Below are 24,202 nucleotides of genomic sequence, written 5' to 3' on the forward strand. Positions count from 1 at the left end.
GCACAACCTATCCCTTTGTGATCATCTGTTGTAATTGCCGGGCATTCTGGACCGCATAACCGGCTTCATCATTATCAAAGTAGCAGAAGACCTCCTTTCCCTGAGCGGCCCAGGTGGCAAAGGCCTCGGCCCAGCCCGCCAGAAACTGGGTATCATAACATCCTTGGTACGGGCCGGCCGGGCCATGCAGCCGCAGATAGATCAAATCCGCGGTCACTTCCTTGGGAGACAGCCGACCGGCGAAATCGTAGATACAAAAGCCCACCCGGTGTGCGGCCAGGGCCTCATAGGTTTTAGTGGTCAACCAGCTAGGATCGCGGAATTCGATGGCATAACGATAACCGGCAGGCAGAGCCTGTAAAAAGGAGTTCAACCGGTTGAGATTTATATTCCATCGGGGCGGCAGTTGGAACAGGATCGGTCCCAATTTTTCCCCCAAGATCTGGACTCGCTCCAAGAGCGGGGACAGGGTCTGCGCTGCGTCTTTCAGTTTTTTCATATGGGTGATGTAACGGCTGGCCTTGACCGCGAAAATGAAGTCCTCCGGAACTCTATTTGCCCAGCCCTCAAAGGTCTGCGGGGCAGGCAGTTGATAGAAGGTATTGTTGATCTCGGCGGTATGGAAATATCGGGCATAATACTCCAGAAAGCCCAGGGGGGAAAGGTCTTCGGGATAGAAAGGGCCTTGCCAATGTTCATAGTGCCATCCCGAGGTGCCGATATGGATGCGTTGCTGTCCGGTCATGCTCCTAAACGAAAAACGGTCTCAAAAAGGTTGAACATCTCTATCTTTTGGGCGCAGCCAATTACCTTCCCCGCTGATTTTTTTTGCTGCTTAAGGCTGTAAACCCTGAGACAATGTCAAGCAGTTCTTCGGTGATTGACATCTGCCGTTGGCGGTGAAACTGGGTGGTTAATTCTGCCAGTCGTTCTTCGATATTCCGTTCCGCTCCCTGCATGGAAACCAGACGGCTGGCCTGTTCGCTGGCCAACGACTCTGCCAGGGCTTGATACAGGGAAACAAATAGATGTTCCCGGATCAGGGCCGAGAACAGCGGGTTCCAGTCCATGGTAAAAGTAGGCAACACCCGGGTCGGCCAGGGACTTCTCTGAAGATGTTGCAGCCACCCGGCCTCCACCGGTATTAGCTGAAAAGTAAAGGGACGAAAGGCCATCCCGGAAGAATGCTTGTTATAGAAGAGCAATACCCGATTAATATTCTGGCCAGCATGCCACTCTTCAATAGCAATCAGGAGCTCCTGGACCATCGAGGTGATGGCCGTGACCCCGCTAGGGACAGGGAAAAACCTTTCGACTGGTTGCCCAGCATTTTCCAACCGTTCGCCCACCCGACGGCCAACCACTAGGCAAAACCGGTGTTCCTGCGCCACCATCAGGTTATCCATACTTTGCAGGGTGTGTGCGACAATCTGCTCATTGAACATGCCACACATTCCCTGATCAGAGCCAAAAACCACGACTCCCAGACGCTGGGTGGGTTCCGAGGAGGTCAAAGCCGTGGCCTCCGGCCGGTGGCGCAGCAGGATTTGCAGCCCCAGAGCGACGGCATGATGATACTCGGCCACCGACTCCACTGCCCTTTCATACTGGCGGATATTCACTGCGGCCAGAGCTTTCATGGTCTTTACCACCGATTGCAGCTCTTCGGCGGTTTTGATTTTTCTCTGGATAGCCTCAGTAGTTGCCATCTTATCGCCTATTCCCTAAACCGAGGTTGATTTAAACCATAACCCGATCAGCAGCGGAAGACTGCCGCGACCGGGCTATCCTCAGGCATCTCTTCTGGCTTTGCCACAAAGACCTGTCCGGCCCGCAATAGGGTATGCAGGGCGGCAAGATCCAATAAGTCCTGATCCTTGGGCTCCGGCTCGGAATGCAGTTCCACCGCAGTGGTTTGCGGGTCGAAAGTCCCCCATTGCTGGCGGCCAACCGCTACAAACAAGGCTTCGATACGGCCGTGATAGGCGGCCGGAGCGATTTCTTTGATCTCTTTGGAGGTTTTCCCGGTCCCGGCCAATTGGCGATATTTAGCCGCGGCCTCAAGTTGACTCTGTTGAAAGTACGGTGCGATAATGCCCCAGGCTTGGGCGTGTAATTCCTCGGCGCTCAGCCCTTGGGGATTACCAATAATCCCATGATCTATGAGCTGTCCGTAGGAATTGACCTCCTGGTAGATGGGCAAAAGATAATCAACTCCGGCCAATACCAGGGGCGCCTGTTCGTTCCGCAGCAGCTCCTGCAGCCCCTTATCAATCTGGCGGAAATAGCGCAGGATTCGGTCTTTGGCATCGTCGGTGCCCACGCCATGGCCGTGAAACATGGCGGTCCGATCCCCTCCTGCTTTCGGAGTCCGGGTATGAAATTGGAGCTGTTTTTCCTGCTCCTCGAATTTAAGGGCCTCGGCCAGGCTCTGGGGCATTTCTTCCAGAATGACTTCACTGACCCGAAAGCGCGTTCCCTGCAACAGTCTGACCTCATTCTGGCTGAGGGCTAGAATATAGAAGCTGCCATCACCGCTGAGCAAGGAAAGCATCGGCTTAAGATGAAAGCGGTCAGTTACCACCACCAATTCGGTAATGGTGGTGGGCAACAGATAATCGCGGAAAAATTCTGGTGCTAAAAACAGTGCTAGCCCGTCCTTTTGGCGCTGCCAAAAGGGGAGTTGGGTTAACAGTCGTTCTGCCGGATCCAGAATGGCTTGGGCCTCGGGAGCCCGCAGACCATAATCCTGTAAGGCCTGATCAGCCTGACGCAGTAAGTTTTTCAGCCTGATCCGGTCCTGGGTAATTTCAGAGGGGATGCGATGGGTGGGCATATAGATCGAGACACATGGTCTTTGCTGAACCTCGGTCAAGTTGTGCAACTCGTTTCGAGTGAAAAGTTCCATAAACTCAGCCTCCTGTTAAAAACCGATTAATTAGGGCCTTCAGTCAGGTTGACCTCCGGACCAATTCTTTACCGGGAAGTCCAGACTTCCCGGGCCAGGTTTAACATGCTCTCACGATCCTCCTCACTCAGTTTTTCACCCGCGCTGATCCGTTTACCCAGGTCAGATAATTTTCGGGTCATGGCCTGGCGGATCTTGCTTTCCAGCCTTTCGACCTGATCGAGGTCAAGGCGGTCAAAGATGCCGCCGGTTACCGCGACCAGGGCGGCGATCTGTTCGGGAACCGACAGAGGTTGATATTGAGGCTGCTTAAGAATCTCCCGGACCCGGCGACCCCGCTCCAGGGTGTGGCGAGTTTCTTCGTCCAGTCTGGTCCCGAACCGGGCAAAGGCCTCCAACTCCTCGAACTGGGAATAGGCCAGACGTAAATCTCCAGCCACGGCCCGATAGGCGGGCAATTGCGTCTTGCCCCCCACCCGCGATACTGATTTGCCCACATCCACCGCCGGCAAGATGCCCTTTTGGAAGAGCTGCGGGGAGAGATAAATCTGCCCGTCGGTAATGGAAATCAGGTTGGTGGGAATATAGGCAGCGATATTCTGAGCCTCGGTTTCCACAATCGGTAAGGCTGTTAAGGAGCCGCCCCCGAATTCTTCCCGCAGATGGGTGGAACGCTCCAGTAACCGGGAATGAATATAAAAGATATCCCCGGGAAAGGCCTCCCTGCCTGGCGGACGGCGCAACAACAGGGACAGCTCCCGATAGGCCCGGGCATGGCAGGTCAGATCATCATAGACTACCAGGACGTCGCGGCCCTGGGCCATGAAATATTCGGCCATAGAAGTAGCAGCATAGGGAGCGACAAACTGTAATCCCGGTGGTTCTTCCCCGGTGGTCACTACCACCATGGTGTAATCCCGGGCTCCGTATTGATCTAAATCGGCAATTACTTTGGCCACGGCTGAGGCTCGCTTGCCGATGGCACAGTAAACGCAAAGGACGTCTTGGTCCCGTTGGTTGATAATCGTATCCAGGGCGATGGCCGTCTTGCCGGTCTGACGATCGCCCAGGATAAGCTCCCGCTGGCCCCGCCCGATCGGAATCAGGGCGTCCACCACCTTGAGCCCGGTTTGTAGAGGCACGGTGACCGGAGAGCGATCCATAATCGCCGGGGCTTCCCGTTCGACCGGCAGCCGGTGAGAAGCCTGCACCGGACCCAAGTTATCCAGGGGACGGCCCAGAGGGTCCACCACCCGGCCCAACAACTCTTCCCCCACCGGAACATCCAAGAGGCGACCGGTGCGGTGCACCTCGGTTCCGGCGCTCAGCTCTCCACTTTCATCCAGCAACACCACCCCGACCTCGTTCGGTTCCAGGTTGAAGGCCATCCCCAACCGATTTCCCGGAAACCGCAGCAGTTCATCCGCACCTACGTGGGGAAGTCCTTCCACTTGGGCAATACCATGGCCCAAAAAGCTTACCAGACCCACCTCTTGCGCCCGTAATTCTGGCTGGAATTCAGTTAATTCCTGGTCCAGAATAGTAAAGAGGTCGTCCAGGACTGACTTCAGCCGGGCAGGCTGTGCATTTGACTGTTTTATTTCTGATTTCAACGTATTACTGGTCATGATGTGGCAATTTTGGTTGCTGTTTTGGCCCGGCCTTTTCATCCAGGGCTTCCTGCAGGTCCGCCTCCAAAGTCTCCAGATAGTTTTCTAGAGTCCAGGCAATCTTATGACTGGGGGTTTTCAGTTCAATTCCCAAAATCACCTCGGGGGCAGTGCGATAATCAACCCGAAAGCCGTTATTCAGGAAATCTTGCACGGCCTGGTGGAGCTCTTGGCGCCTCTCCTCAGGAATCTCAAAGGCGCTGTTTACCACCAGTGCTTTATTCCCTTTATGGACCGATTCGACTATCAACCGCCGTTCTTCCTCATCCAGGGTCTGGAGGCGCTGAATAAGAACGCGGATGAGTTGATCTTCTAATGCGGCATTGGCCAGATCTTGCAGGGCCCGGCGGGCCACGGCGTAAACCTGCCGCCCGGCCCGTTGCCGGAGTTCTTGCAGAAACACGTTTTTCTCCTGTTGGATAGCGTCATACCATCTAGCCTGGAGATCATCGACCTCCTGGCGCGCCTTTTCCAGCAGCAGTTTGCGTTGGGCCTCCGCCTGTTCTTGGGCCTGGTCCAGAATGGCTTTTTTCTGGATTTCTAACTGTTGATTCTGTTGGCGGTAGATTTGCTCCAGTTGCTCAGCCTCCTGTTTTTTTTGGGTGGCCTCGGCCAGCCGGGCCGCGATTCTTTCTTCCCGCTGGTTCATGGCATTAATGATGCGGCCGTACAAAAAGTGTTTGGCCAAGGCTATGAGCACCAAAAAATTGATGATCTGAGCGATTACCGTATACCAATCAATGAGCACGGATATCCTCCTACCGCGAGATCACGTAATCCCAGAAGGGGTTGGCAAAGATCAGAATCATGGAAATCACGAAACAGTAAATGGCGGTGGATTCGATCATGGCCAGACCTACAAACAGAGTCCGGGTAATGGCACCGGTTTCATCAGGTTGTTGGGCAATCGAGCTTAAGGCCTGGGCCACGGCCCGGCCTTCTCCCAAAGCCGGACCAATGGCACCGAGACCCATGGTCAAACCTGCCGTAAAGATAGAGATCATGCCGATCAGACTGATGCCGTCCATCACAAATTGTCTCCTTTCAATGGATCGTGGGGTTGATTGGTTTCCGGAGAAGTGGTCATTTGAGCTCCCTGTTCGCGTTCCTCGCGCACCCGAGTAGCAGAAGCAATGTAGACCATGGCCAGAATGGCAAAAATATAGGCCTGGATTAGGCCGGTCAGTAATCCCAAGGCCCGCATCAGAATCGGAAAGAAAAAAGGCATTACCGCCAGCAAGATGGCCAAGATCTTGGTGCCGCTCATGATGTTGCCAAAGAGTCGAACCGCCAAGGCCAGGGTCCGGGACAGCTCGCCCAGGATGTTAAAAGGCAACATGAATATCGTCGGTTGGATGTAGAGTTTCAGATAGCCGAGCAAGCCGAGGTCGATAATGCCATAAACCGGCACCGCGACAAAGACGCAGATGGCCAAAGCCGTGGTCGTGGACAGAGAACCGGTCGGAGGGATGTAAACCGGGAACAGGGTCAACAGATTGGAAACCGCGATAAACAGGAACAGGGTGCCGATAAACGGCAGATAGCGGTCAGGGTCCTGGCGGCTGACTTCCCGGATCTGATTGCGGATGCCGCCTACCAGCACTTCCAGCAGAGTCTGCCACCGTGAGGCTTGGGCATCTACCGACAGGCTACGGGTGACCAGCCAGGAAATCACGATAATCAGGGCCATCACTATCCAGGTGAATACAATAGTGGCGTTCAGGGAAATCGCTCCCCATTGCCAGATAGTCACCATATCCGGAGTAATATCTTTTAAGCTCATGAATTCCATCGGCCAACCTTCATTTGGTCAACGGCTTCGGGTTTTCAGGTCCCCAGCGGCGGACTAAAATGGACCGCATTACCAAAAAACCCAGAGTGGCCAGGAGCAGCCGCTCCCAGCGGCCAGCCATGATCAGATAAAAACCCAACAGGCAGATAGCGGTGCGCCCCAGAAAACTGCCCACAGTCAGCCACTCCGGCCGCCGCATCTGGGGCAGTCGCTGAACCGTTAACCACAGGCTCCCGAAATATAACAGGCCCAGGCCCAGGCCCAAGCTGAAGGCTAGAGAGAGTTGAACGATGATAATGGTCATGGTTAGTTTTCTCCCTTAATCTGAGGCCACCGACGCAAAAGGACCCGCACGGTGATCGGAGAAATAATGCAGGTGGCCGCCGATACTACGACCATGGCGGCATAAACCGGGGGCGGCACGGCCCAGTTACCCAGGTTCAAGCCATGTTCCATGATGATCATGGCAATTTCCGCTCGGGGAATCATGCTCAAACCCAGCACCACGGCGCCGCTCCATCCCAAAGTAATCAAAGAAGGGACGCCATGCCCTAGTACCTTCCCCAGGATCGCCGCCACCACCAGCAATCCACTAAGTTCCAGGCCCGAGGTGAGGGCATAGGGATCGATATTCAGACCGATGTCGATAAAAAAAAACGGACTAAAAAATTCATAAATGTCTTCAAAAGAGGCATCAATTTTAACCGACTGCGGATCACGGCTGAATACCAGTCCGGCGAAAAAGCCGCCGATGGCCACCGAGAAACCTAGCAACGCCGCCAGCGCGGCCATGATAAAGCCGATTCCGGCCACCACCAGGGCCAAGTGAGGCGGCGAGCTGATTTTAGTAAAGAACTCAGTTACATGGCGTTCAATCCACATCGAAAACAGGATACAGAAAGCTCCGAACCCCACCAGCTTGGCCAGTAGCAGAACCGCGGTTAATCCGACCATATGCAACAGAGAATTATTCGCCTGTCCCTGCAAAACCGGGACGATGGCGAACAGCAGGGCCATCAACACAATCCCCGAGATGTCGTCTAACTCGGCCACATCAACTAACAGCTCTCCGATAGGAGAATTGAGGGCCTGGGCGTCCTGCCAAGTGGCTACCGAGACCCCAACACTGGTGGCGGTTAGAGCAATGGCCACGAACAGACTGGAAATCAGCGACAGGCCAAAGATAATGGAAGCAGTGAGATAGCCCAGTATCCCGCTGAATAAAACCCCTCCCAGCCAGATCAGAGAGGCCCGACGCAACTGATGAATCAGGCCGGCAACATTGCTTTCCAAACCGATCCGGAAGAGCAACACGATGACTCCGATTTCCCCTAAAAGGCTAAAAATCTCCCGGCCGCCGCTCCCCAGCCATCCCAACGCGACGTCGGCCCATCCCAGCAGGAAACCCAGCGAGATATAGCCAATCAAGGGTGGGATATTAGCCTGGAGACAGGCCGATTTCACCAACATGGCCAGAACCACCAAGGCTCCCACTAATGAGATCAACAGAGGGTGGCTAATTCCCACTTCCATGGTTTCGACTTTCTCGCTTGATCCAATACCAGGCATTCAGGCAACCGAGTATGACTCCGACAAAGAGCAGGGTGAGCGTCCAGGAAAAACGGGCGGGCAATTTCATATCCAGCCAGATTCCCAATGCTATTCCGATCAGGGTGGGGATCGCTACCGACCAGCCCACCAGGCCGAACATCCCCAACCCAAACCAGAGGGGGCGATCTCTCCGGTGTCTGGCTTTCAGCTTACGCTGTTGTTTGGCGGCGATCTTTTGGGACAGCTCTTCCGCCCGCTTCCGGTCCGGATGATTGACCTTCTCAGTATCGTTCATGCTCCCCTAGTTCCATGAATCTCCGGACCAAATCGGCTTCCAATTTGGCCGTCGCTGAATGGGCCTTTTTCTCCCGATCATCTCTTATCCGAAATTCTTGCTCCACGGTTTGCCGCAACTTCTCCAGTTCCGCACTGCGGAAGGCGTTCCGAGTCGAAACCAGCACATCCGGGCCGACTTTGACCAGGATGCCTTCATCGACGGCAACAAACTCCTCCTGCCCGTCCCGCGCGGTAAAGGCTAGGATACCGGGCACCAAGGCGGCGACGAAGTCAATATGCCGCGGCAGCAGACAGAAATAACCGTTGTCCGCTTCAGCAATGACTTTGGTCACTTCCTGATCGATCAGAATTTCGGAAGGCAGCAATAGCTTAAGTTTCATACGCTCAGGCCTCATCGATCGACCCGATCATGTACAAGGCTCTTTCCGGATAATCCTGTAATTCGTCGTTGAGAATCCGTTCGCAACCCTCGATTGCATCTTCCAGCTTGACGATTCGACCTTTGTGACCGGTAAATTGCTCGGTGACAAAAAATGGTTGAGTCAGGAACCGTTCCAGGCGGCGAGCCCGGTAAACCGTCCGCCGATCATCCTGAGAGAGTTCTTCAATGCCTAACATGGCGATGATATCTTTAAGGTCTTCGTATATAGCCAGAGTCTTCCGGATCTCCTGAGCCACATGATAGTGCCGCGGCCCGACGATATGGGGAACCAATACGTTGGACCCCGATTTTAAGGGATCAATGGCGGGATACAGGCCTTCGCTGGCTCGCTTTCGGGATAACACGATGGACGCCGAAAGGTGACCAAAAGTATGTACCGCTGCTGGATCCGTAAAATCATCGGCCGGGACATACACCGCCTGCACCGAAGTAATGGCGCCACTGGCGGTGTTGCAGATCCGTTCTTCCAGGGCGGCCAGCTCGGTACCCAGGGTCGGTTGATATCCCAGTCGCGAGGGCAGCTGACCCATCAACCCGGAGACTTCAGCCCCGGCTTGGATAAACCGGAAGATGTTGTCAATCAGCAAGAACACCTCTTGCCGGGCTTCATCCCGGAAGTATTCGGCCATGGTCAGCGCCGCATGACCGACCCGGAATCTGGCCCCCGGCGGTTCATTCATCTGACCAAACACCATTACGGTATGGTCCAGGACTCCGGCTTGTTGCATCTCCCGGTATAGCTCTTCCCCCTCCCGGCAGCGTTCCCCAATGCCACAAAAGAGACTGATCCCCTCATGCTGCCCGACTATGTTGTGAATCATTTCCATGATCAGCACGGTTTTCCCCACCCCGGCGCCGCCAAACAGTCCGGCCTTGCCGCCCCGCTCCAAGGGGGCCAGAACATCGATGGCCTTAATTCCGGTTTCGAAGATCTCGGGGACCGTGGCTTGTTGGCTCAGCGGCACCGGAGCGCGGTGAATCGACCGCCACTCTCCGCCAGTAATCCGGTCCTTGCGGTCGATCGTGTCACCGAAGACATTGAATACTCGACCTAAAAGGCGCTCTCCTACCGGGACCTTGATCGGCTGGCCCGTATCGACAATAATCGACCCATGCGCCAGCCCCTGGGTGGTGGTCAGGGCTATTCCCCGCACCATTTCGGCACTGAGATGTGCAACTACTTCAATAACGATCTTTCCCTGATCCCCGGTCTGGAGCAGATTATAAAGGTGAGGTACCCTTTTGGGAAAATAGGCATCAACTACATTACCCCGGACCGAAACTACTCTCCCCTGGTCAGGTTGACCGGGGTTGGACTGATCACTCATTGTCATAATTCCCTGAGATTAATAAGTTGGCCAAAGCTACCGGCAGTCTCCGTCGGTGCCTGGATGGTAAGTACTGGACACGAGGCATTTCTTACTGCCCGTTCGGCTACAGAACCCAATATAAAACGACGCCACCCGGTGCGTACATGACAGGCTATAACAATGAGATCACATTTCTCCGTCTCCGCCGCCCGAACGATCTGATCAGCCGTGTCTCCGGTGACGCTAATGGTTTTGACCCTTAATTCGGAGGCAACGTGGGCTTCGACAAAAAGGTCGAGGGCCTGGGCAGATTGAGCCCGCAACTCCGGTTGATATAAATGAATGTCAAATTCTGGAGTTATGGGCGCTGAAGGCGGCAATGGGGCAGGGGAAACCGCCGGCACCAGGGGAATCACGTGCATTATACAGAGCCAGGCAGAAAATTGCAACATGATCTTCCTCCTTAATTGGCGGCATCCCTCTCCGTTCAACCCCGCGTTGCTGCCCCCTTAACCGATATTCTTGATTTTTAGATTATCCTAACGTTTCCTTTGGTCTATTCTTTTTGTTAAGGATTATCAGCCGGAATGTCAATTGTTCCCCAGACATCACTAGTGCTGAGTAACAGGCACGCCAAGGGTTTCAAACCTTTAAGGGCCTGTTCCGGAAATTTTGACCTGCCCTGATTCAGGGCCTCTACCAGACCTGCTATGGCCAGGACCAATCTTTCCTTGAGTTTTTCTCCATTATTTTCCTCTAAGCCCCGTATCACTATTAATTTTTTCCTGCACTGTTTCTTGTCTCTGACGCAGATCTCACCAACTCATTTTTGGTTCCGGCCTCAGCCGCGGCCTTGTCCGCCTGAGCCTGCAGTTCGTCGATGCTGGCCGCCAATTCTTGTAATTGGGCTTCCAGTCTCTCCGGATAAGCTTTTCTATTCTCCATAGTTCACCTTTGGGTTACTACTCGGACCATGATAACGATTTTCCGGGGTTGTAATGCTGGGGGGAGTAAAAAGCCGGGACGAAAAATTTCCTTAATGTGGTGGCCCCAGAGAGAACCGTTGGCTCTGTCTTTCCTGGTGATATTAGCTCCAGAAAAATTAATTATTTGATTTTACAATAGCTTAAGGCTGTTGGCAACCATTTTTAATTTAACGATTATCGCAAAATCCCCATCCCGGGCAAGATCTCCCAAACCCCGGCGTAAACACCAGATGTCCATGAACATCTGGTCAAATCTAGGGTTAACCAGGTTCCACCGTTGGGCAAAGAGGCCATTGAAATTACGGAAATCATATTACAGGCCGGTCTGGGCATTGATAACCCTGAAGATCATGTTGGCTGGCTGCTAGTCTACGCCCAGACGTTTTAAAATCTCGATCAAGTTTGGGTAAGTAGTCTCGTGGAAGACGATGAAACCGGTGTCCACCGGGTAGGTTCGGCCCCCAGAAGTGACATCCGCCGTGTGGGAATGGCCGCCAGGTAATCGTTGGCTTCGAATACTGTTACTTCTTGCTGGCGACAAGAGGTAGGCAGCCACCGAGCCGGGAATGCCTGTCACGATCACGGCCAAGCGCATAGTTTAGCCCCCTCCGGGATATCATCGCCCTCCTCCCTTCCCGAGGAGGCCTGGAAATGGCTGGGTTTGAGGAGGTGTGGGGATGGTGATTGTGGTGCCACCCATTCCCCAGGGTAATAAGGGCCAGGATCGGGTTATTGCGGCTGGTGTTGGTGGTATTATAGCGGCGCCAGCCGAATAAGTGGCTGAAGGAGTTGATGGTGCAGGTTCCGTGAAATAGCGCCACCGTGGAGATAAAAACCCCAAAATGAGAAGCTGGGGCCGCTACTGGCCCGTAAGGGTTTTACCCCCCAAAAACCGGCACCCGGGACCTGGAACAGAATCCTCAAGGAGTACGCCTCTGGCTGGAGCGGAAATATCCGGAAATCCGGCAGCTTGCCAAGACGTAGAAGGCCCTGGTTTTTTTGGGCGATGAAATGGGGTTGCGATCCGACCATGCAGAATATTGGGTTGCTACCGACCGCTATGATCTCTCAGCCGAACAAATCACCCTAATTTATAAGCTCCGTTGGGAGATCGAAAAATTCTTCGGCTGGCGGAAACCGCACCTCAATGTTTACCATCTCATTGCCAGAAGCGCCTACGGCTTTATGGTGCAAATGGTCGCCGGACTGATTACCTAACTCCTGCTTTCCATCTTTTACACCAATATTATCTGGAAAGGGTTTCTGTAAAAAGAGTTAGAGATTTGCGGATCAAAATCATTGACGAGACCTGTGGGCTTAAACTTGAAAATAAGGCAATCTCTGACCATGGGCATCCAGCACAGACACCTGCAAAAACTTAACGAAACATTGCTGAATTGAGATTAAAAAGTTGAGCTTTCTCAGGCAAACTGGCAGGCGATACTAAATGCGGGTTGTGATATGGTTACTCCAAAGCTGGCGAGCGGTTGTGAACTTCTGGACTACATCCAGGTCCGGACCAGCTTCATACTGATATCCACACTACGGGCACTATGGGTCAGGGCTCCGACCGAGATCAGGTTAACCCCGGCAGCCGCCACTTGGGGCAGGCGTTCCAGAGTAATGCCTCCCGAGGCTTCCAGCAGAACCCAATCCTGGGTCTTTTTAACTGCCTGGGCCAGGGTAGCGTCGTCCATATTATCCAACAGCACCATATCGGCCCCGGCCGTGATAGCCTCTTCCAGACCGGCCAGATCGGCCACTTCCACTTCAATCTTTAGAGTATGGGGAACTGATCGGCGGGCCCGGCGGACGGCAGCAGTGATGCTCCCGGCCGCAACCAGGTGGTTGTCCTTAATCAGCACCCCGTCAAACAGGCCAAAACGATGGTTGGTGCCGCCGCCCAGCCGGACGGCATATTTTTCCAGGACCCGCCAACCTGGCGTGGTCTTGCGGGTATCGACCAGTTGCACCGGATAGGGCTGCACGGCCTCGACAAAGCGACGAGTTTGAGTGGCAATACCGGACAGCCGCATGAGGAAATTGAGGGCCACCCGCTCGCCGCTAAGGAGCAAACCGGCCGGTCCAGTTACTATAGCCAGTATAGTACCCGGGGGTACCTGGTCGCCCTCATGAACCTGCTCATGGAAGCTGATCGCCGCATCGAGGCGGTGAAATACTGCGGCGGCCACCGGCAGGCCGGCCACGAATAACTCCTCTTTGGCCCGCATATGGGCCTCGGCCTGAAGTTGCGGGTCAATGGTGGCCTGGGTGGTCAGATCGCCCGGCCCCAGATCTTCTTCCAGGGCCAAGTCAATGAGACGTTGGACCGCAAAAGGCAGGGGGGTTAGGCTCATGGGTAACATGTCAATAGAGTTATTTAAATGTCTTAAAAATAATCAAAGGGCCGCAACAATGTCTGGGTTTGCTAGCTATTCAGCCGGGCGCATTCTTTCCGGGCTGGAGGGGGGCTTCTCTGGCCAGCAATCCTAATACTCCCAGGGAGTGCAGGCTTATGTAGCCGCATTGTTTACAAATTATCACCACCGCCGGGACGGAAACTCCCTCGCTGACTGGACCATTTAATTCGATCTGCAGAGTTGGATTGAAAAAGCCATCTAGAATGATAAAAGATTTGTTGCCGCAACGGGGGCAGGGAAGATTAGCTCGGCGATCGGCGAGAGCCTTGATAATTTTATCTTTCAGTTCTTTGGATAATTCTTGCATATCTGGTTCTAGAAACCGCGATTGGCCTGGTTCCCTAATACTGCTGGGCAAGGGTCACCCCTGATTCGCTAAACTGGGACCAGAAAATGGCGAAGGCCACCAACTTGGCCCTACGGAGCCGCAGATTCCTGACAGTCCGCGCGCCACAGACAATCATATACCTGGCAGTCGTTGATCCTTTTAAAACAGGGATCGTTTCCCTCTTTTACCTGAATCACCCGAATCAGGTCGTCCTTTCTAAACCGGGAATAGTTCTTGACGCCAAGGTGGCGGGCCATTTCCCTGATGTTTTTTAAGTTCATTACTCCACTCCAGAAATTAAGTGGTCGGAAGAAGAATGGTATTTTAACACTTAAGGCAAAAACCCGTTATAGCGACAGGGCCGCAGGCCAAGATAGGCAGATATCCCTGATCAAGCCATCAACTCCCGGATCTTCTCCCGGTGGCTGCGGAGTTTGGCCAGTTTTTCGCTCCACACATGGACTTTCTCTTTTTCCCGCTCCACCACCTCCTCCGGGGCTTTGGCCAGGAAGTCCTCATTGGCCAGCTTCTTCTGGGCATTGGTCAAATCTTTGCTCAATTTCTCCATTTCCTTGGCCAGGCGGCGGTCTTCTTCGGAGAAGTCGAGGATTCCGCTAAGCGGCAGGTAAATTTCCACCGTGTCCACCACGGCTTTGGCCGCGGCCCGAGGGGGCTGGCCGGTAAATTCGATATTGAGCTCCCCCACTCGGGCTAAAACCCTTAGGAAATGGCGGTGGGTCCTTAAAATCCGTAATGAAGAAGGGTGGGGGGTAAATAAATCAACCTTGACCCGGGTCGTCAGGGGCACATTCATCTCGGCCCGGATATTGCGGATAGCGGTAACCACCTCCATTACCAATCCCATTTCGGCCTCGGCATCGGGATTAATCAGCTCCGGATGGCTCTGGGGAAAAGGTGCCACCATGATACTGCCCTCGACCCCCGGAAGCTTATGCCAGACCTCTTCGGTAATAAAAGGCATAAAGGGATGCAGTAATCGAAGGATAGTCCCCAAGACCTGTGTTAAGACCCGCTGGGTATGGCGGCGCGCCGCGGTTTCGGCGCTTTCATAAAGGGCGGGTTTGATAAATTCGAGATACCAGTCGCAGAATTCGTGCCAGGTAAACTGATAGACCAGATGGGCGGCATGGTCGAATTTATAACTATCCAGCGCCTCGCCAACTCCCTGGGTGAGACGCTGCAGGCGGCTGATAATCCAGCTCTCCACCGTCGTCAGCGGTTGGGTGTCTTGATGGGCGGCTTCGGGATCATAGCCTTCCAGATTCATCAGGGTAAAGCGGCTGGCATTCCAGACCTTGTTGACAAAATTGCGGTAGCCGATAATCCGCTCCTCAGACAATAAGACATCCCGCCCCATGGCGGCAAATGCGGCCAGGGAAAAGCGGAAGGCATCGGTGCCATATTTATCCATGATTTCCAGGGGATCAATGATGTTACCCTTGGATTTACTCATCTTCTGGCCTTCCGCATCCCGCACCAGGGCATGAATATAGACCTCCCGAAACGGCACCTCATGCATGAAATGCAGGCCCATCATCATCATCCGGGCCACCCAGAAAAAAAGGATGTCAAAGGCAGTGACGAGCACGCTGGTAGGATAAAAGAGCTTCAATTCCGGGGTTTGTTGAGGCCAACCGAGAGTGGAAAAAGGCCACAGCGCCGAAGAAAACCAGGTATCCAGGACATCGGTTTCGGGCACCAACTCCGTTTTCTGGCAGTGGGGGCAAGAACTGGGAGTTTCCCGGGCCACGATTAATTGCTGGCAGTTGCTGCAGGTCCAGGCGGGAATGCGATGACCCCACCAGATCTGCCGGGAAATGCACCAGTCCCGAATATTGGACATCCATTCAAAATAGGTTTTCTCCCACATCTGGGGAATGATTTTAATGCGGCCGGCCTGGACCGCGGCCACTGCCTCGGCAGCCAAGGGTTTGACCGCGACAAACCATTGCTTCGAGAACATGGGCTCGACCACGGCCCCGCAACGATAACAATGGCCCACGCTATGGCTATATTTTTCAATCTTTTCCAACAGGCCGTCAGCCTTCAGGTCTTTAACGATCTTCTCCCGGCAGGCAAACCGATCCATTCCCTCATATTTGCCCGCGGCTTCGGTCATCCGGCCCCGTTCATTAATCACCTGGATAGCCGGCAGTTGATGGCGTCGGGCAATTTCAAAGTCATTCAGATCATGGGCAGGAGTCACCTTCAAGGCCCCGGTGCCGAATTCGGTCGTTACATAACTATCAGTAATCAAAGGAATCTTGCGAGCCAGGATGGGTAAGGTCAGGGTAGCCCCATGGTACTTTTGATAGCGGGGATCATCCGGGTTCACCGCTACCGCGGTATCGCCCAGCATGGTCTCGGGGCGGGTGGTAGCAACGGTCAGATGCCCTTCTTTCCCGGCCAGGGGATATTTTATGTAATAGAGATGGCCTTCCTTGGTCTCATGCTCCACTTCCAGATCGGCCAGGGCGGTTTGACAGCGGGGACACCAGTTAATGATATAATCACCTTTATAGATCAGGCCTTCCTCATAGAGGCGGACAAAGACCTCGCGCACCGCTGCCGACAGCCCTTCATCCATAGTGAAGCGTTCTCGGCTCCAATCGCAAGAACATCCCAACCGCTTAAGCTGTGAGATAATCCGCCCCCCGGATTCCGTTTTCCATTTCCAGACCCGGGCCACAAAAGCCTCCCGGCCCAGAGTATAGCGATCCTGACCCTCGGCGGCCAGCATCTTCTCCACCACATTCTGAGTGGCAATGCCGGCATGATCCGTACCCGGCATCCATAACACGTTATAGCCCTGCATGCGCTTGAAGCGGATTAAAATATCCTGCAAGGTATTATTCAGGGCATGGCCCATATGCAAAGAGCCGGTGATATTGGGAGGGGGAATAACAATACTGTAGGGCGGTCGTTGGCTTTCCGCCTCCGCCCGAAACAAGCCTGATTCCTCCCAATACTTATACCAGCGACTCTCTATTTGTTCGGGGTGGTAAACCTTATCTAACAGTTCTGCCATAAACTACTCCGGGTCCACAGGTGGCCCAGCCATAAATTATCGTAATTCAACCTGACGCCGAATTATCCAGCGACTTTGGTTAATTAAGGGTAGTATATCACAAAAAAAGGGATTAGTAGCTAATCCCTAAAACGGTCCTCTTGACCAAACCAGGTATCAGGTTTTATCTACCCGGCTTTCCTTTAAATCCTCAATCGACTCAATGTCTTCCTCTGTACTCGAGGTTGTCGGTCTTCTGAAGGAAAATCTTTCCTCACCTCGAGGGTCAGCCATTTCTCAACCTGTGCTTTTTATAATGACTAATTAAGCTAAAATCGGGATTAACACATTGACCCCGGCCTGTCAAGATTTTTCTGGGCTTGAAAAGCGGTTAATTGAGCGTCCTAAAATTAAGCTTGACTTTCACCAAGAATATTTGATATGACCAAATGGTCGTACGAGGATTTTGCAGTGACCGAAACTGTTCTCCCCACTTTTCTTAATCTACCGCAGGCCAAGCAGGACAAGATTGTGGCTGCGGCCTTGGCCGAGTTTGCCGACAAAGGTTATCAACAGGCCAGTATCAACGTCATGGTGGCCAATACGGGCATCGCCAAGGGTTCAATGTATCAATATTTCAAGGACAAAAAAGGAATCTTCCTCTATATTTTTGAATTTGCCATCTCCTTGGTGCGCTGCACCCTGATGCAGGTCAAGGAAGCTACCCGAGAGGAAGATTTCTTTACCCGGCTGGAGAAATCATTGCTGGCCGGAGTCGAGTTTATCCGTCACCATCCTCGCATCTATGGAATTTATCTGAAAATTTTATTTGACCAACATGTGCCCCAACGACAGCAGTTGCTCAAGGCCATCCGCCAGTTTGCCGCCGAATATTTTCAATCGCTGCTGCGCCAGGGTCTGGAACGGGGAGAACTCCGGGCCGATCTGCCCGGCTCGGCGGTCATCTTCCTGTTGGACGCTTTGTTCGACCGCTTTCTCCAGGCCACCTGCGTGCCCTTCTTCGATGTTACCCTGGGGCTGGAACAGGCCCCGGCGGAAGAGATCGAACAACGGGTCCAAGAATTAATCGAACTGCTGCGGGCCGGGTTGGCAGGCTAAAATTTTTTAAATTATAAGTGACCTGCTGGTCATAAGGAGAGACCCATGCATCGGGAGAATGGAAATTTCAGTGATCGAAAGCTGTTTCCCATCTATGAAAAGGTAAGGGCGCAAAGACGCCTGGACTTCGAGGATGGCCGGACTTTGTACCAGACCTCGGATCTGCTGGGTCTGGGCTATCTGGCCAATCTGGTCCGGGAGCGGTTGCACGGCTCTCGGGCTTATTACATTTATAATCAGCATATTAATTATTCCAATATCTGTATCAATGGCTGCCGCTTCTGTGCCTTTGGCAAGACCGCCGATGATCCTCACGCCTATGAAATGAGCCTGGAAGAGATTTTTGCCAAGGTCCGGGAGCGCCTGGACGAGCCCATTACTGAGCTCCATATTGTCGGCGGACTGCACCCCGACCTGCCATTTAGTTATTACCTGGAAATGCTCAAAGGTATTAAGGCTATCCGCCCGCAGGTCCACATCCAGGCCTTCACCGCAGTGGAAATCGCCCATCTGGCCAAAATTGCCGGGCTGTCGGTGACCGAAACCCTGGAAGCCTTAAAGGAAGCCGGCCTGGGGTCGCTGCCCGGGGGCGGGGCTGAAGTATTTAGCCCTCGTATCCGCCACGCCCTATGTCCTCGCAAGCTGTCCCCCAAAGGTTGGCTAGAGGTCGCCCAAAGCGCTCATCGCCTGGGTCTGAAAAGCAACGCCACCATGCTCTATGGGCACATCGAAACCATTGAGGAACGGGTGAACCATCTGCTGCAGCTGCGTGTTGCCCAGGATGAGAGCGGCGGCTTTTTGGCCTTCATTCCCCTGGCCTTTCACCCCCGGAACACCCAATTAGATCATTTAAATGACACCACCGGCTTTGACGACTTGAAAAATTTGGCAGTAGCCCGCCTGCTGCTGGACAATTTCCCCCATATCAAGGCCTTCTGGATCATGATCGGGCCTAAGATCGCCCAATTATCGCTGTCCTTCGGGGTCAATGACATCGATGGCACGGTGATCGAGGAGCGCATCACCCATATGGCCGGGGCCCAGACCGCGCAGGCCTTAACCCGGGCGGAACTGCTGCACCTGATCCGGGAAGCCGGGCGGGAGCCCATAGAACGGGATACCCTGTATAACGCCATCTCCTGATGAAAACCAATAACCCCGGACTTGCAGAAAAACTGGCCAGCGGAGAACGTTTAGGAGCCGCTGAGGCCATGGCCTTATGGGATGAGGATTGGTTGAGCCTGGGGCGTTGGGCCGATCAGGCCCGTCAGCGTCACCATCCTGAGCCCTGGGTAACCTATGTGGTCGATCGCAACATCAATTATACCAATATCTGTGTCTCGGGCTGTAAGTTCTGTGCCTTTTACCGGCGGCCCGGAGCACCGGGCGGTTATGTTCTGGAGCGCACCGCCCTGATGCAAAAATTGGCCGAAACCAAAGCCCTGGGCGGCACCGGCATTCTCCTCCAGGGCGGCCTCAATCCGGCCCTGCCCCTGGAATTTTATGAAGAATTGCTGAACTTTATTCGCCGTGATTTTGGCCTGCATATCCACGGGTTTTCACCGCCGGAGATTGTTTTTCTGACCCGGCTTTCGGGGCTGTCGGTGGCCGAAATCCTCCAGCGGTTAATCGCCGCCGGGTTGGGATCGATTCCCGGCGGCGGCGCCGAGATTCTGGTGGACCGGGTCCGCCAGGCGATCTCCCCTCATAAATGCACGGTCCAGGAATGGCTGGCGGTGATGGAAACCGCTCATGGATTGGGTTTGCGCACCACTGCCACCATGATGTTTGGCCATCTGGAAACCCGGGCGGAACGGGTGGAGCATCTGTTGCGCCTCCGGGAGTTGCAGGACCGCACCGGGGGGTTCACTGCCTTCATTCCCTGGAGCTATCAGCCCGGTAGCACCGCCCTGGGTGGGACTACCGCCGGAGTCATCGAATATCTCAAGACCTTGGCCATCTCCCGGCTGGTCCTGGACAATTTCGCCAATCTGCAGGTCTCCTGGGTCACCCAGGGGGCCAAGGTGGCCCAGGTGGCGTTGAAGTTTGGGGCCAATGACTTCGGCTCTACCATGATCGAAGAAAATGTAGTGGCCGCCACCGGGGTCGGGTTCCGCCTGTCGCAGGAAGAGATCATCCGGCAGATCACCACCGCCGGCTACCAGGCCCGGCAGCGGGACCACCTGTATCGCCTGGTATTAAAGAGAAGCTCTCGCCCAGACGCCAAGACGTCAAGACGCTCAAGTTTGATCTTGGCGACCTAACGTCTTGGCGAGATTAAAAAATGAAGACCAACGTCGCCATTATCGCCCGGGTCGGGACACATAAAGCCTTTCAGGCGCTCGGGCTGGGGCCGCGCCTCAGCCTGGCCTACCCGACGCCGTTTGGGAGCAGCAATCCGATTCACCTCTTTACGTCCCAGGGCATGGATTTTGCGGTGCTTTCCCGCCATGGCGAGGATGGTTACCAGGTGTCGGCGCCGTTCATCAACGACCGGGCCAACCTCTACGCGCTAAAAGCATTGGGGGTGGAAAAAATCCTGGCCTGGACCGCGCCGGGGGCGATCAATGAATCCATGGCTCCTGGCCACTTGGTGGTGCCAGACGATATTTTGGATGAAGGCAAAGGCGGCCCTAACACCTTTTTCCCTAATCAGGGTCTGGGTTTTATCCGCCATAACCCGGTGTTCTGCCCGGAATTGCGCGGCCAAGTGATTCAGACCCTGCAAAACGGCCCCTTCCCGTTGCATTCCCAGGGAGTTTATGTGGCTACCACCGGCCCGCGGCTGGAAACCGCAGCGGAGATTCGCAAGTTTCAACGCCTGGGTGGCGACCTGGTAGGCATGACCCTGGTGCCTGAGGTTTTTTTGGCCCGGGAACTGGAACTCTGCTATGTGGCCCTGGGTTATGTGGTCAACTTTGCCGAAGGCCTTAAAAATCGTCCCTATCAACCGGGGGTGTTGTTTGATGGGCTGGCCACTCCGGAGGAACTGGCCCGGGTCCAGGAAGTGGAGGCCGCCTTTGCCGAGATAGCCTTAAGATTGCTGCCGGGGCTGGCCTCAACCCCCCGCCTTTGCCCTTGCCCCCGGCTGATGGAGCGTTATCGCCGACGCGGCGATATCGGCGAGGATTGGCAAACATGGTTCCGCTAATCATGCATCAGGCCCGCTGGGTGGTGCCGGTACGCGGCCCGGTACTGGAAAACGGGGCAGTAGTGGTCTCCGGGGAGCAGATCGTGGCGGTAGGCCCGGCCGTGGCGCTGCGCCGCCAATATGCCTGCCGGTGCTGCGACCATGGTGATGGGGCGATACTCCCGGCCTTGATCAATGCCCACATCCATTTGGAATTGTCAGCGCTGCAGGGGCGGATTGCCCCGCAATCGAGCTTTGGCCACTGGCTGGAGGCCGCTTTAGCCGAGATTGCCTGCCTTTCTCCCGCCGAGATGAGCCAGGGCGTGCGGCTGGGGTTGGCCGAACTCCGCCGCTATGGCACTGTTATGGCAGGAGAGGTCAGCAATACCGGTCTGAGTCTGCCCCTACTTTTAGAAAGCGGCTTCGAATTTCATTACTTTCATGAATGTCTGGGGTTTGACCGGCTGGAAACTGGCCCTCTTGAAGCTGATTTTCGGATTTTCGCCAGTCCTTGGGCTTGCACCATGCCCAATTTTTCTGCCGCGGCGCATGCCCCTTATTCCCTATCCCCAGCCCTGTTTAGCCGCATTTTAGACTGGAACCGGCGCTATGGCCGCCGGAGCACCGTCCATTTGGCCGAATCATGGGAAGAGGTCCAATTCTTAAGTCAGGGTAACGGCTTTTTCCGACATTTGTTGCAACACCGGGGCCGCTGGCGGGCTGATTATCAGCCGCCGCAATGCTCGCCGGTGGCCTATCTGGACCGCCTGGGTTTCCTGGGACCTGAAACCTTAGCGGTACATACTGTCTGGCTGGACTCGGCCGACCGGGAAATCCTGGCCCGGCGCTCATCCTGGGCCGTGTTGTGCCCCCGTTCCAACCAGCTTACCGGGGCTGGATTCCCCGATCTCCCGGAACTTCATCGGGCCGGGGTGCGCCTGGCCCTGGGGACCGATTCTCTGGCCAGCAACCAGGACCTTAACCTGTTTAATGAAATGCTGACCCTGCATCAACATTACCCAGAATTTCCCTTGGACCAACTGCTGGCCCTGGCCACCCAACAGGGGGCGGAGGCATTGGGCCGCGGTGATGATTTGGGCAGTCTCGCCTCCGGCAAAAAGGCAGCCCTGCTATTCATCCCCTTAGAGTCCGAAAGCAATTTCTGGCCCGATTTGCTGGCCGCGGGCGTGGCTGGAAAGATTTCCTGGCTCGGCGCTCCTGGTCCGGAGGGCGGATATGGGAGTTAAACTGCGCTTGGGCCGCATCTGTTATATTAATGTCCTGCCGATCTATTACGCCATGGACCAGGCTTATGTGCCGAATGGGGCTGAGGTGATCTGGGGCACCCCCGCCGAACTTAACGACCGGATGTTCGCCGGCAGATTAGATGTCAGCGGCATCTCCTCCCTGGAATATGGCCGTCATTTTCATAAGTATCTACTGCTGCCGGACCTTTCCATCAGTTCACAAGGCGATGTCGGCAGCGTGTTGTTGTTCAGCCATCTCCCTTTTCATTGCCTGAGTGGCCAACAAGTATTGCTCAGTCAGAGTTCGGCCACCTCAGCCGCATTGGTCAAAATTATCCTGGCGGAAATGTATGGCGCCCGACCGTGCTATGGCTCCGGGCCGGTAAGCACACAACTGCTAGACGGCTGGGCCGCACTGCTGGCCATCGGCGACGAGGCCTTACGGCTGCGGGCCACCCGAACTTATCCCTATTTCCTTGATCTGGGGAGTGCCTGGTATGATCTCACCGGTCTGCCGTTTGTATTCGGAGTCTGGGCGGTACGGCGCTCCTGTTTTGCCCAACACACCGCCCAGGTGCATTATCTGCATCAGAATCTGCTGATGGCCAAAGATTGGGGACTTAAGTCCTTAGAGGAAATCAGTCATCAAGCCGCTGATTTACTGGGACTGGATTACCAGACGCTATTCCACTATTATAATCAGTTAAATTACGACCTGCAGGCCCCCCAGCGACAAGGGCTGGAGGCTTTTTACCACTATCTACTTAAATTCGGCGAACTGCCTGAAATGCCGCAACTGCGGTTTATTTAAAAGTTTTCGGTTTTCTGTTTTCGATGGAATTTAAAGTCATCCGAATATGAGGCGCAAAGACATGGGCTACCCAAGCCTGCAACATTTTATCGAGGTGCTGGAGCAAAAGGGCGAGCTGCAGCGGATCTCGGAACCGGTCAGTCCGTTTCTGGAGATTACCGAAATCACCGACCGGGTCTGTAAACGGGGCGGACCGGCCTTGCTGTTCGAGAATGTGCCGGGATATGAGATGCCGGTGCTGATGAATGCCTTCGGCTCCCTCAAAAGGATGTGCCTGGCTCTGGAAGTGGACTATCTGGGGGAAATCGCGGCTGAGCTGCTCAGCTTCCTGGAGGCCGAGGCTCCCAATACCCTGATTAAGAAGCTTAAATTATTGCCGAAATTGCGGCGATTGGCCAATATCTTTCCCAAAACCGTCAGCCACGCCCCCTGCCAGGAAGTCATCTGGCGTCAGGAGAAAGTAGATCTCAGCAAAATTCCAGTCCTTACCTGCTGGCCGCAGGATGGCGGGCCTTTTATAACCCTGCCGATAGTGATTACCCACCACCCGGAGACTGGCCAGCGCAATGTCGGCATGTATCGCCTCCAGGTCTTTGACAAGCAGACCACCGGGATGCACTGGCACCGCCATAAGGGCGGCGCCCAGCATTATCGGGTGGCCGAGGCCCGGGGCGAACGGTTGCCCGCGGTAGTGGCCCTGGGGCCGGATCCGGCCGTCACCTATGCCGCCACCGCGCCGTTGCCGGACGATCTCGATGAAATCATCTTCGCCGGATTTTTACGGCAGGAGCCGGTAGAGCTGGTGCCTTGCATTACCGTCCCGTTGTCTGTGCCGGCCAACAGTCAGATCGTCCTGGAAGGCTACCTGGAGCCCGGGGAACGCCGGCGACCATACCGGCTACTATTCCTTACCGGATGACTATCCGGTCTTTCACCTTACCGCCCTGACCCACCGCCGGCGGCCCATTTATCCGGCCACCATTGTCGGCCAGCCGCCTATGGAAGACTGCTTCATGGCCAAGGCCACGGAGCGCATCTTCCTTCCCTTGATCAAAAAACAACTGCCGGAGATCGTTGATCTTAATCTGCCGGTGGAAGGCGTTTTTCACAATCTGGCGTTTGTCTCGATTGACAAACGTTATCCCGGCCAGGCCCGCAAAGTC

27 protein-coding genes and 1 pseudogene are annotated in these 24,202 nt (G+C 54.7%); 8 read left to right on the plus strand and 20 right to left on the minus strand.

Translation table 11 applies throughout. The features are described from left to right. Positions 1–7: 7 nt before the first annotated feature. From JRG72_04575 to JRG72_04650, 16 genes are all read right to left on the minus strand, one after another. Complete coding sequence (locus JRG72_04575) at positions 8–745, minus strand: DUF72 domain-containing protein (GenBank protein ID MBW2134496.1); 738 nt, start codon at positions 743–745, stop codon at positions 8–10. Positions 746–806: 61 nt separating this feature from the next. Further along, the gene (locus JRG72_04580; protein ID MBW2134497.1) at positions 807–1,709 is read right to left on the minus strand and encodes a F0F1 ATP synthase subunit gamma; all 903 of its coding nucleotides are present in this window, start codon (positions 1,707–1,709) and stop codon (positions 807–809) included. A gap of 47 nt (positions 1,710–1,756) precedes the next feature. Then, positions 1,757–2,908 (minus strand): hypothetical protein, encoded by a 1,152-nt coding sequence (locus tag JRG72_04585; GenBank protein ID MBW2134498.1) that lies wholly within the window; start codon positions 2,906–2,908, stop codon positions 1,757–1,759. A gap of 68 nt (positions 2,909–2,976) precedes the next feature. Further along, complete coding sequence (locus tag JRG72_04590; GenBank protein MBW2134499.1) at positions 2,977–4,536, minus strand: alternate F1F0 ATPase, F1 subunit alpha; 1,560 nt, start codon at positions 4,534–4,536, stop codon at positions 2,977–2,979. After that, the gene (locus JRG72_04595; GenBank protein MBW2134500.1) at positions 4,526–5,326 is read right to left on the minus strand and encodes a F0F1 ATP synthase subunit B; all 801 of its coding nucleotides are present in this window, start codon (positions 5,324–5,326) and stop codon (positions 4,526–4,528) included. Before JRG72_04595 ends, JRG72_04590 begins: the two co-directional genes overlap by 11 nt. Before the next feature lie 10 nt (positions 5,327–5,336). Continuing rightward, positions 5,337–5,606: a F0F1 ATP synthase subunit C gene (locus JRG72_04600; protein MBW2134501.1), complete on the minus strand. Its 270-nt coding sequence runs from the start codon at positions 5,604–5,606 to the stop codon at positions 5,337–5,339. Further along, positions 5,606–6,361: a F0F1 ATP synthase subunit A gene (locus JRG72_04605; protein MBW2134502.1), complete on the minus strand. Its 756-nt coding sequence runs from the start codon at positions 6,359–6,361 to the stop codon at positions 5,606–5,608. Before JRG72_04605 ends, JRG72_04600 begins: the two co-directional genes overlap by 1 nt. Positions 6,362–6,380: 19 nt before the next feature. Continuing rightward, positions 6,381–6,674 (minus strand): ATP synthase subunit I, encoded by a 294-nt coding sequence (locus JRG72_04610; GenBank protein MBW2134503.1) that lies wholly within the window; start codon positions 6,672–6,674, stop codon positions 6,381–6,383. Positions 6,675–6,676: 2 nt separating this feature from the next. Further along, a complete protein-coding gene (locus tag JRG72_04615) occupies positions 6,677–7,903 on the minus strand; it encodes a cation:proton antiporter (protein ID MBW2134504.1) in 1,227 nt (408 codons plus the stop codon). Then, complete coding sequence (locus JRG72_04620; protein MBW2134505.1) at positions 7,887–8,216, minus strand: AtpZ/AtpI family protein; 330 nt, start codon at positions 8,214–8,216, stop codon at positions 7,887–7,889. Before JRG72_04620 ends, JRG72_04615 begins: the two co-directional genes overlap by 17 nt. Further along, positions 8,203–8,598, minus strand: a complete 396-nt coding sequence (locus JRG72_04625) for a F0F1 ATP synthase subunit epsilon (protein MBW2134506.1) — start codon at positions 8,596–8,598, stop codon at positions 8,203–8,205. Before JRG72_04625 ends, JRG72_04620 begins: the two co-directional genes overlap by 14 nt. Positions 8,599–8,602: 4 nt before the next feature. After that, the gene (locus JRG72_04630; GenBank protein ID MBW2134507.1) at positions 8,603–9,988 is read right to left on the minus strand and encodes a F0F1 ATP synthase subunit beta; all 1,386 of its coding nucleotides are present in this window, start codon (positions 9,986–9,988) and stop codon (positions 8,603–8,605) included. A 2-nt stretch (positions 9,989–9,990) separates the two neighbouring features. Then, positions 9,991–10,422: a universal stress protein gene (locus tag JRG72_04635; protein MBW2134508.1), complete on the minus strand. Its 432-nt coding sequence runs from the start codon at positions 10,420–10,422 to the stop codon at positions 9,991–9,993. 116 nt (positions 10,423–10,538) lie between these two features. Continuing rightward, a complete protein-coding gene (locus JRG72_04640; GenBank protein MBW2134509.1) occupies positions 10,539–10,742 on the minus strand; it encodes a hypothetical protein in 204 nt (67 codons plus the stop codon). Positions 10,743–10,744: 2 nt separating this feature from the next. Next, positions 10,745–10,915: a hypothetical protein gene (locus tag JRG72_04645; protein MBW2134510.1), complete on the minus strand. Its 171-nt coding sequence runs from the start codon at positions 10,913–10,915 to the stop codon at positions 10,745–10,747. A gap of 405 nt (positions 10,916–11,320) precedes the next feature. Beyond that, positions 11,321–11,551 carry an NAD(P)-binding protein gene (locus JRG72_04650; protein MBW2134511.1) on the minus strand — a complete coding sequence of 77 codons (231 nt, stop codon included), beginning with the start codon at positions 11,549–11,551 and terminating at the stop codon, positions 11,321–11,323. A gap of 416 nt (positions 11,552–11,967) precedes the next feature. Between JRG72_04650 and JRG72_04655 the strand changes: the two genes are divergently transcribed. Continuing rightward, positions 11,968–12,174 (plus strand): transposase, encoded by a 207-nt coding sequence (locus JRG72_04655; protein MBW2134512.1) that lies wholly within the window; start codon positions 11,968–11,970, stop codon positions 12,172–12,174. Positions 12,175–12,458: 284 nt separating this feature from the next. Here JRG72_04655 and nadC read toward each other — a convergent pair whose 3' ends face one another. The 4 genes from nadC to JRG72_04675 all read right to left on the minus strand — a co-directional run bounded on the left by nadC (position 12,459) and on the right by JRG72_04675 (position 16,753). Beyond that, the gene (gene nadC / locus JRG72_04660) at positions 12,459–13,313 is read right to left on the minus strand and encodes a carboxylating nicotinate-nucleotide diphosphorylase (GenBank protein MBW2134513.1); all 855 of its coding nucleotides are present in this window, start codon (positions 13,311–13,313) and stop codon (positions 12,459–12,461) included. A gap of 79 nt (positions 13,314–13,392) precedes the next feature. Continuing rightward, a complete protein-coding gene (locus JRG72_04665; GenBank protein MBW2134514.1) occupies positions 13,393–13,683 on the minus strand; it encodes a hypothetical protein in 291 nt (96 codons plus the stop codon). 110 nt (positions 13,684–13,793) lie between these two features. Beyond that, a complete protein-coding gene (locus tag JRG72_04670) occupies positions 13,794–13,985 on the minus strand; it encodes a Rho termination factor N-terminal domain-containing protein (GenBank protein MBW2134515.1) in 192 nt (63 codons plus the stop codon). A gap of 110 nt (positions 13,986–14,095) precedes the next feature. Continuing rightward, a complete protein-coding gene (locus JRG72_04675) occupies positions 14,096–16,753 on the minus strand; it encodes a valine--tRNA ligase (protein MBW2134516.1) in 2,658 nt (885 codons plus the stop codon). A gap of 450 nt (positions 16,754–17,203) precedes the next feature. Here JRG72_04675 and JRG72_04680 point away from each other — a divergent pair, with 450 nt between their 5' ends. The 7 genes and pseudogenes from JRG72_04680 to JRG72_04710 all read left to right on the plus strand — a co-directional run bounded on the left by JRG72_04680 (position 17,204) and on the right by JRG72_04710 (position 24,202). Beyond that, on the plus strand, positions 17,204–17,851 hold the full coding sequence (locus tag JRG72_04680) for a TetR/AcrR family transcriptional regulator (GenBank protein ID MBW2134517.1): 648 nt from the start codon (positions 17,204–17,206) through the stop codon (positions 17,849–17,851). A gap of 45 nt (positions 17,852–17,896) precedes the next feature. After that, positions 17,897–18,994 carry an aminofutalosine synthase MqnE gene (gene mqnE / locus JRG72_04685; protein MBW2134518.1) on the plus strand — a complete coding sequence of 366 codons (1,098 nt, stop codon included), beginning with the start codon at positions 17,897–17,899 and terminating at the stop codon, positions 18,992–18,994. Beyond that, positions 18,994–20,115, plus strand: coding sequence for a dehypoxanthine futalosine cyclase (mqnC, locus tag JRG72_04690; protein ID MBW2134519.1), 1,122 nt, complete (start codon positions 18,994–18,996; stop codon positions 20,113–20,115). Before mqnE ends, mqnC begins: the two co-directional genes overlap by 1 nt. Positions 20,116–20,135: 20 nt before the next feature. Then, positions 20,136–21,002: an MTAP family purine nucleoside phosphorylase gene (locus tag JRG72_04695; GenBank protein MBW2134520.1), complete on the plus strand. Its 867-nt coding sequence runs from the start codon at positions 20,136–20,138 to the stop codon at positions 21,000–21,002. Continuing rightward, entirely contained in the window at positions 20,990–22,228 is a 1,239-nt protein-coding gene (locus JRG72_04700; protein MBW2134521.1) for an amidohydrolase family protein, read from the plus strand. Before JRG72_04695 ends, JRG72_04700 begins: the two co-directional genes overlap by 13 nt. Continuing rightward, positions 22,218–23,039 carry a menaquinone biosynthesis protein gene (locus JRG72_04705; protein MBW2134522.1) on the plus strand — a complete coding sequence of 274 codons (822 nt, stop codon included), beginning with the start codon at positions 22,218–22,220 and terminating at the stop codon, positions 23,037–23,039. The genes JRG72_04700 and JRG72_04705 overlap by 11 nt, the downstream gene beginning before the upstream one ends. Before the next feature lie 61 nt (positions 23,040–23,100). Further along, a pseudogene (locus tag JRG72_04710) lies at positions 23,101–24,202 on the plus strand (menaquinone biosynthesis decarboxylase).

It is taken from the genome of Deltaproteobacteria bacterium (assembly GCA_019309545.1).
Classification (GTDB): Bacteria; Desulfobacterota; Desulfobaccia; order Desulfobaccales; family Desulfobaccaceae; genus Desulfobacca_B.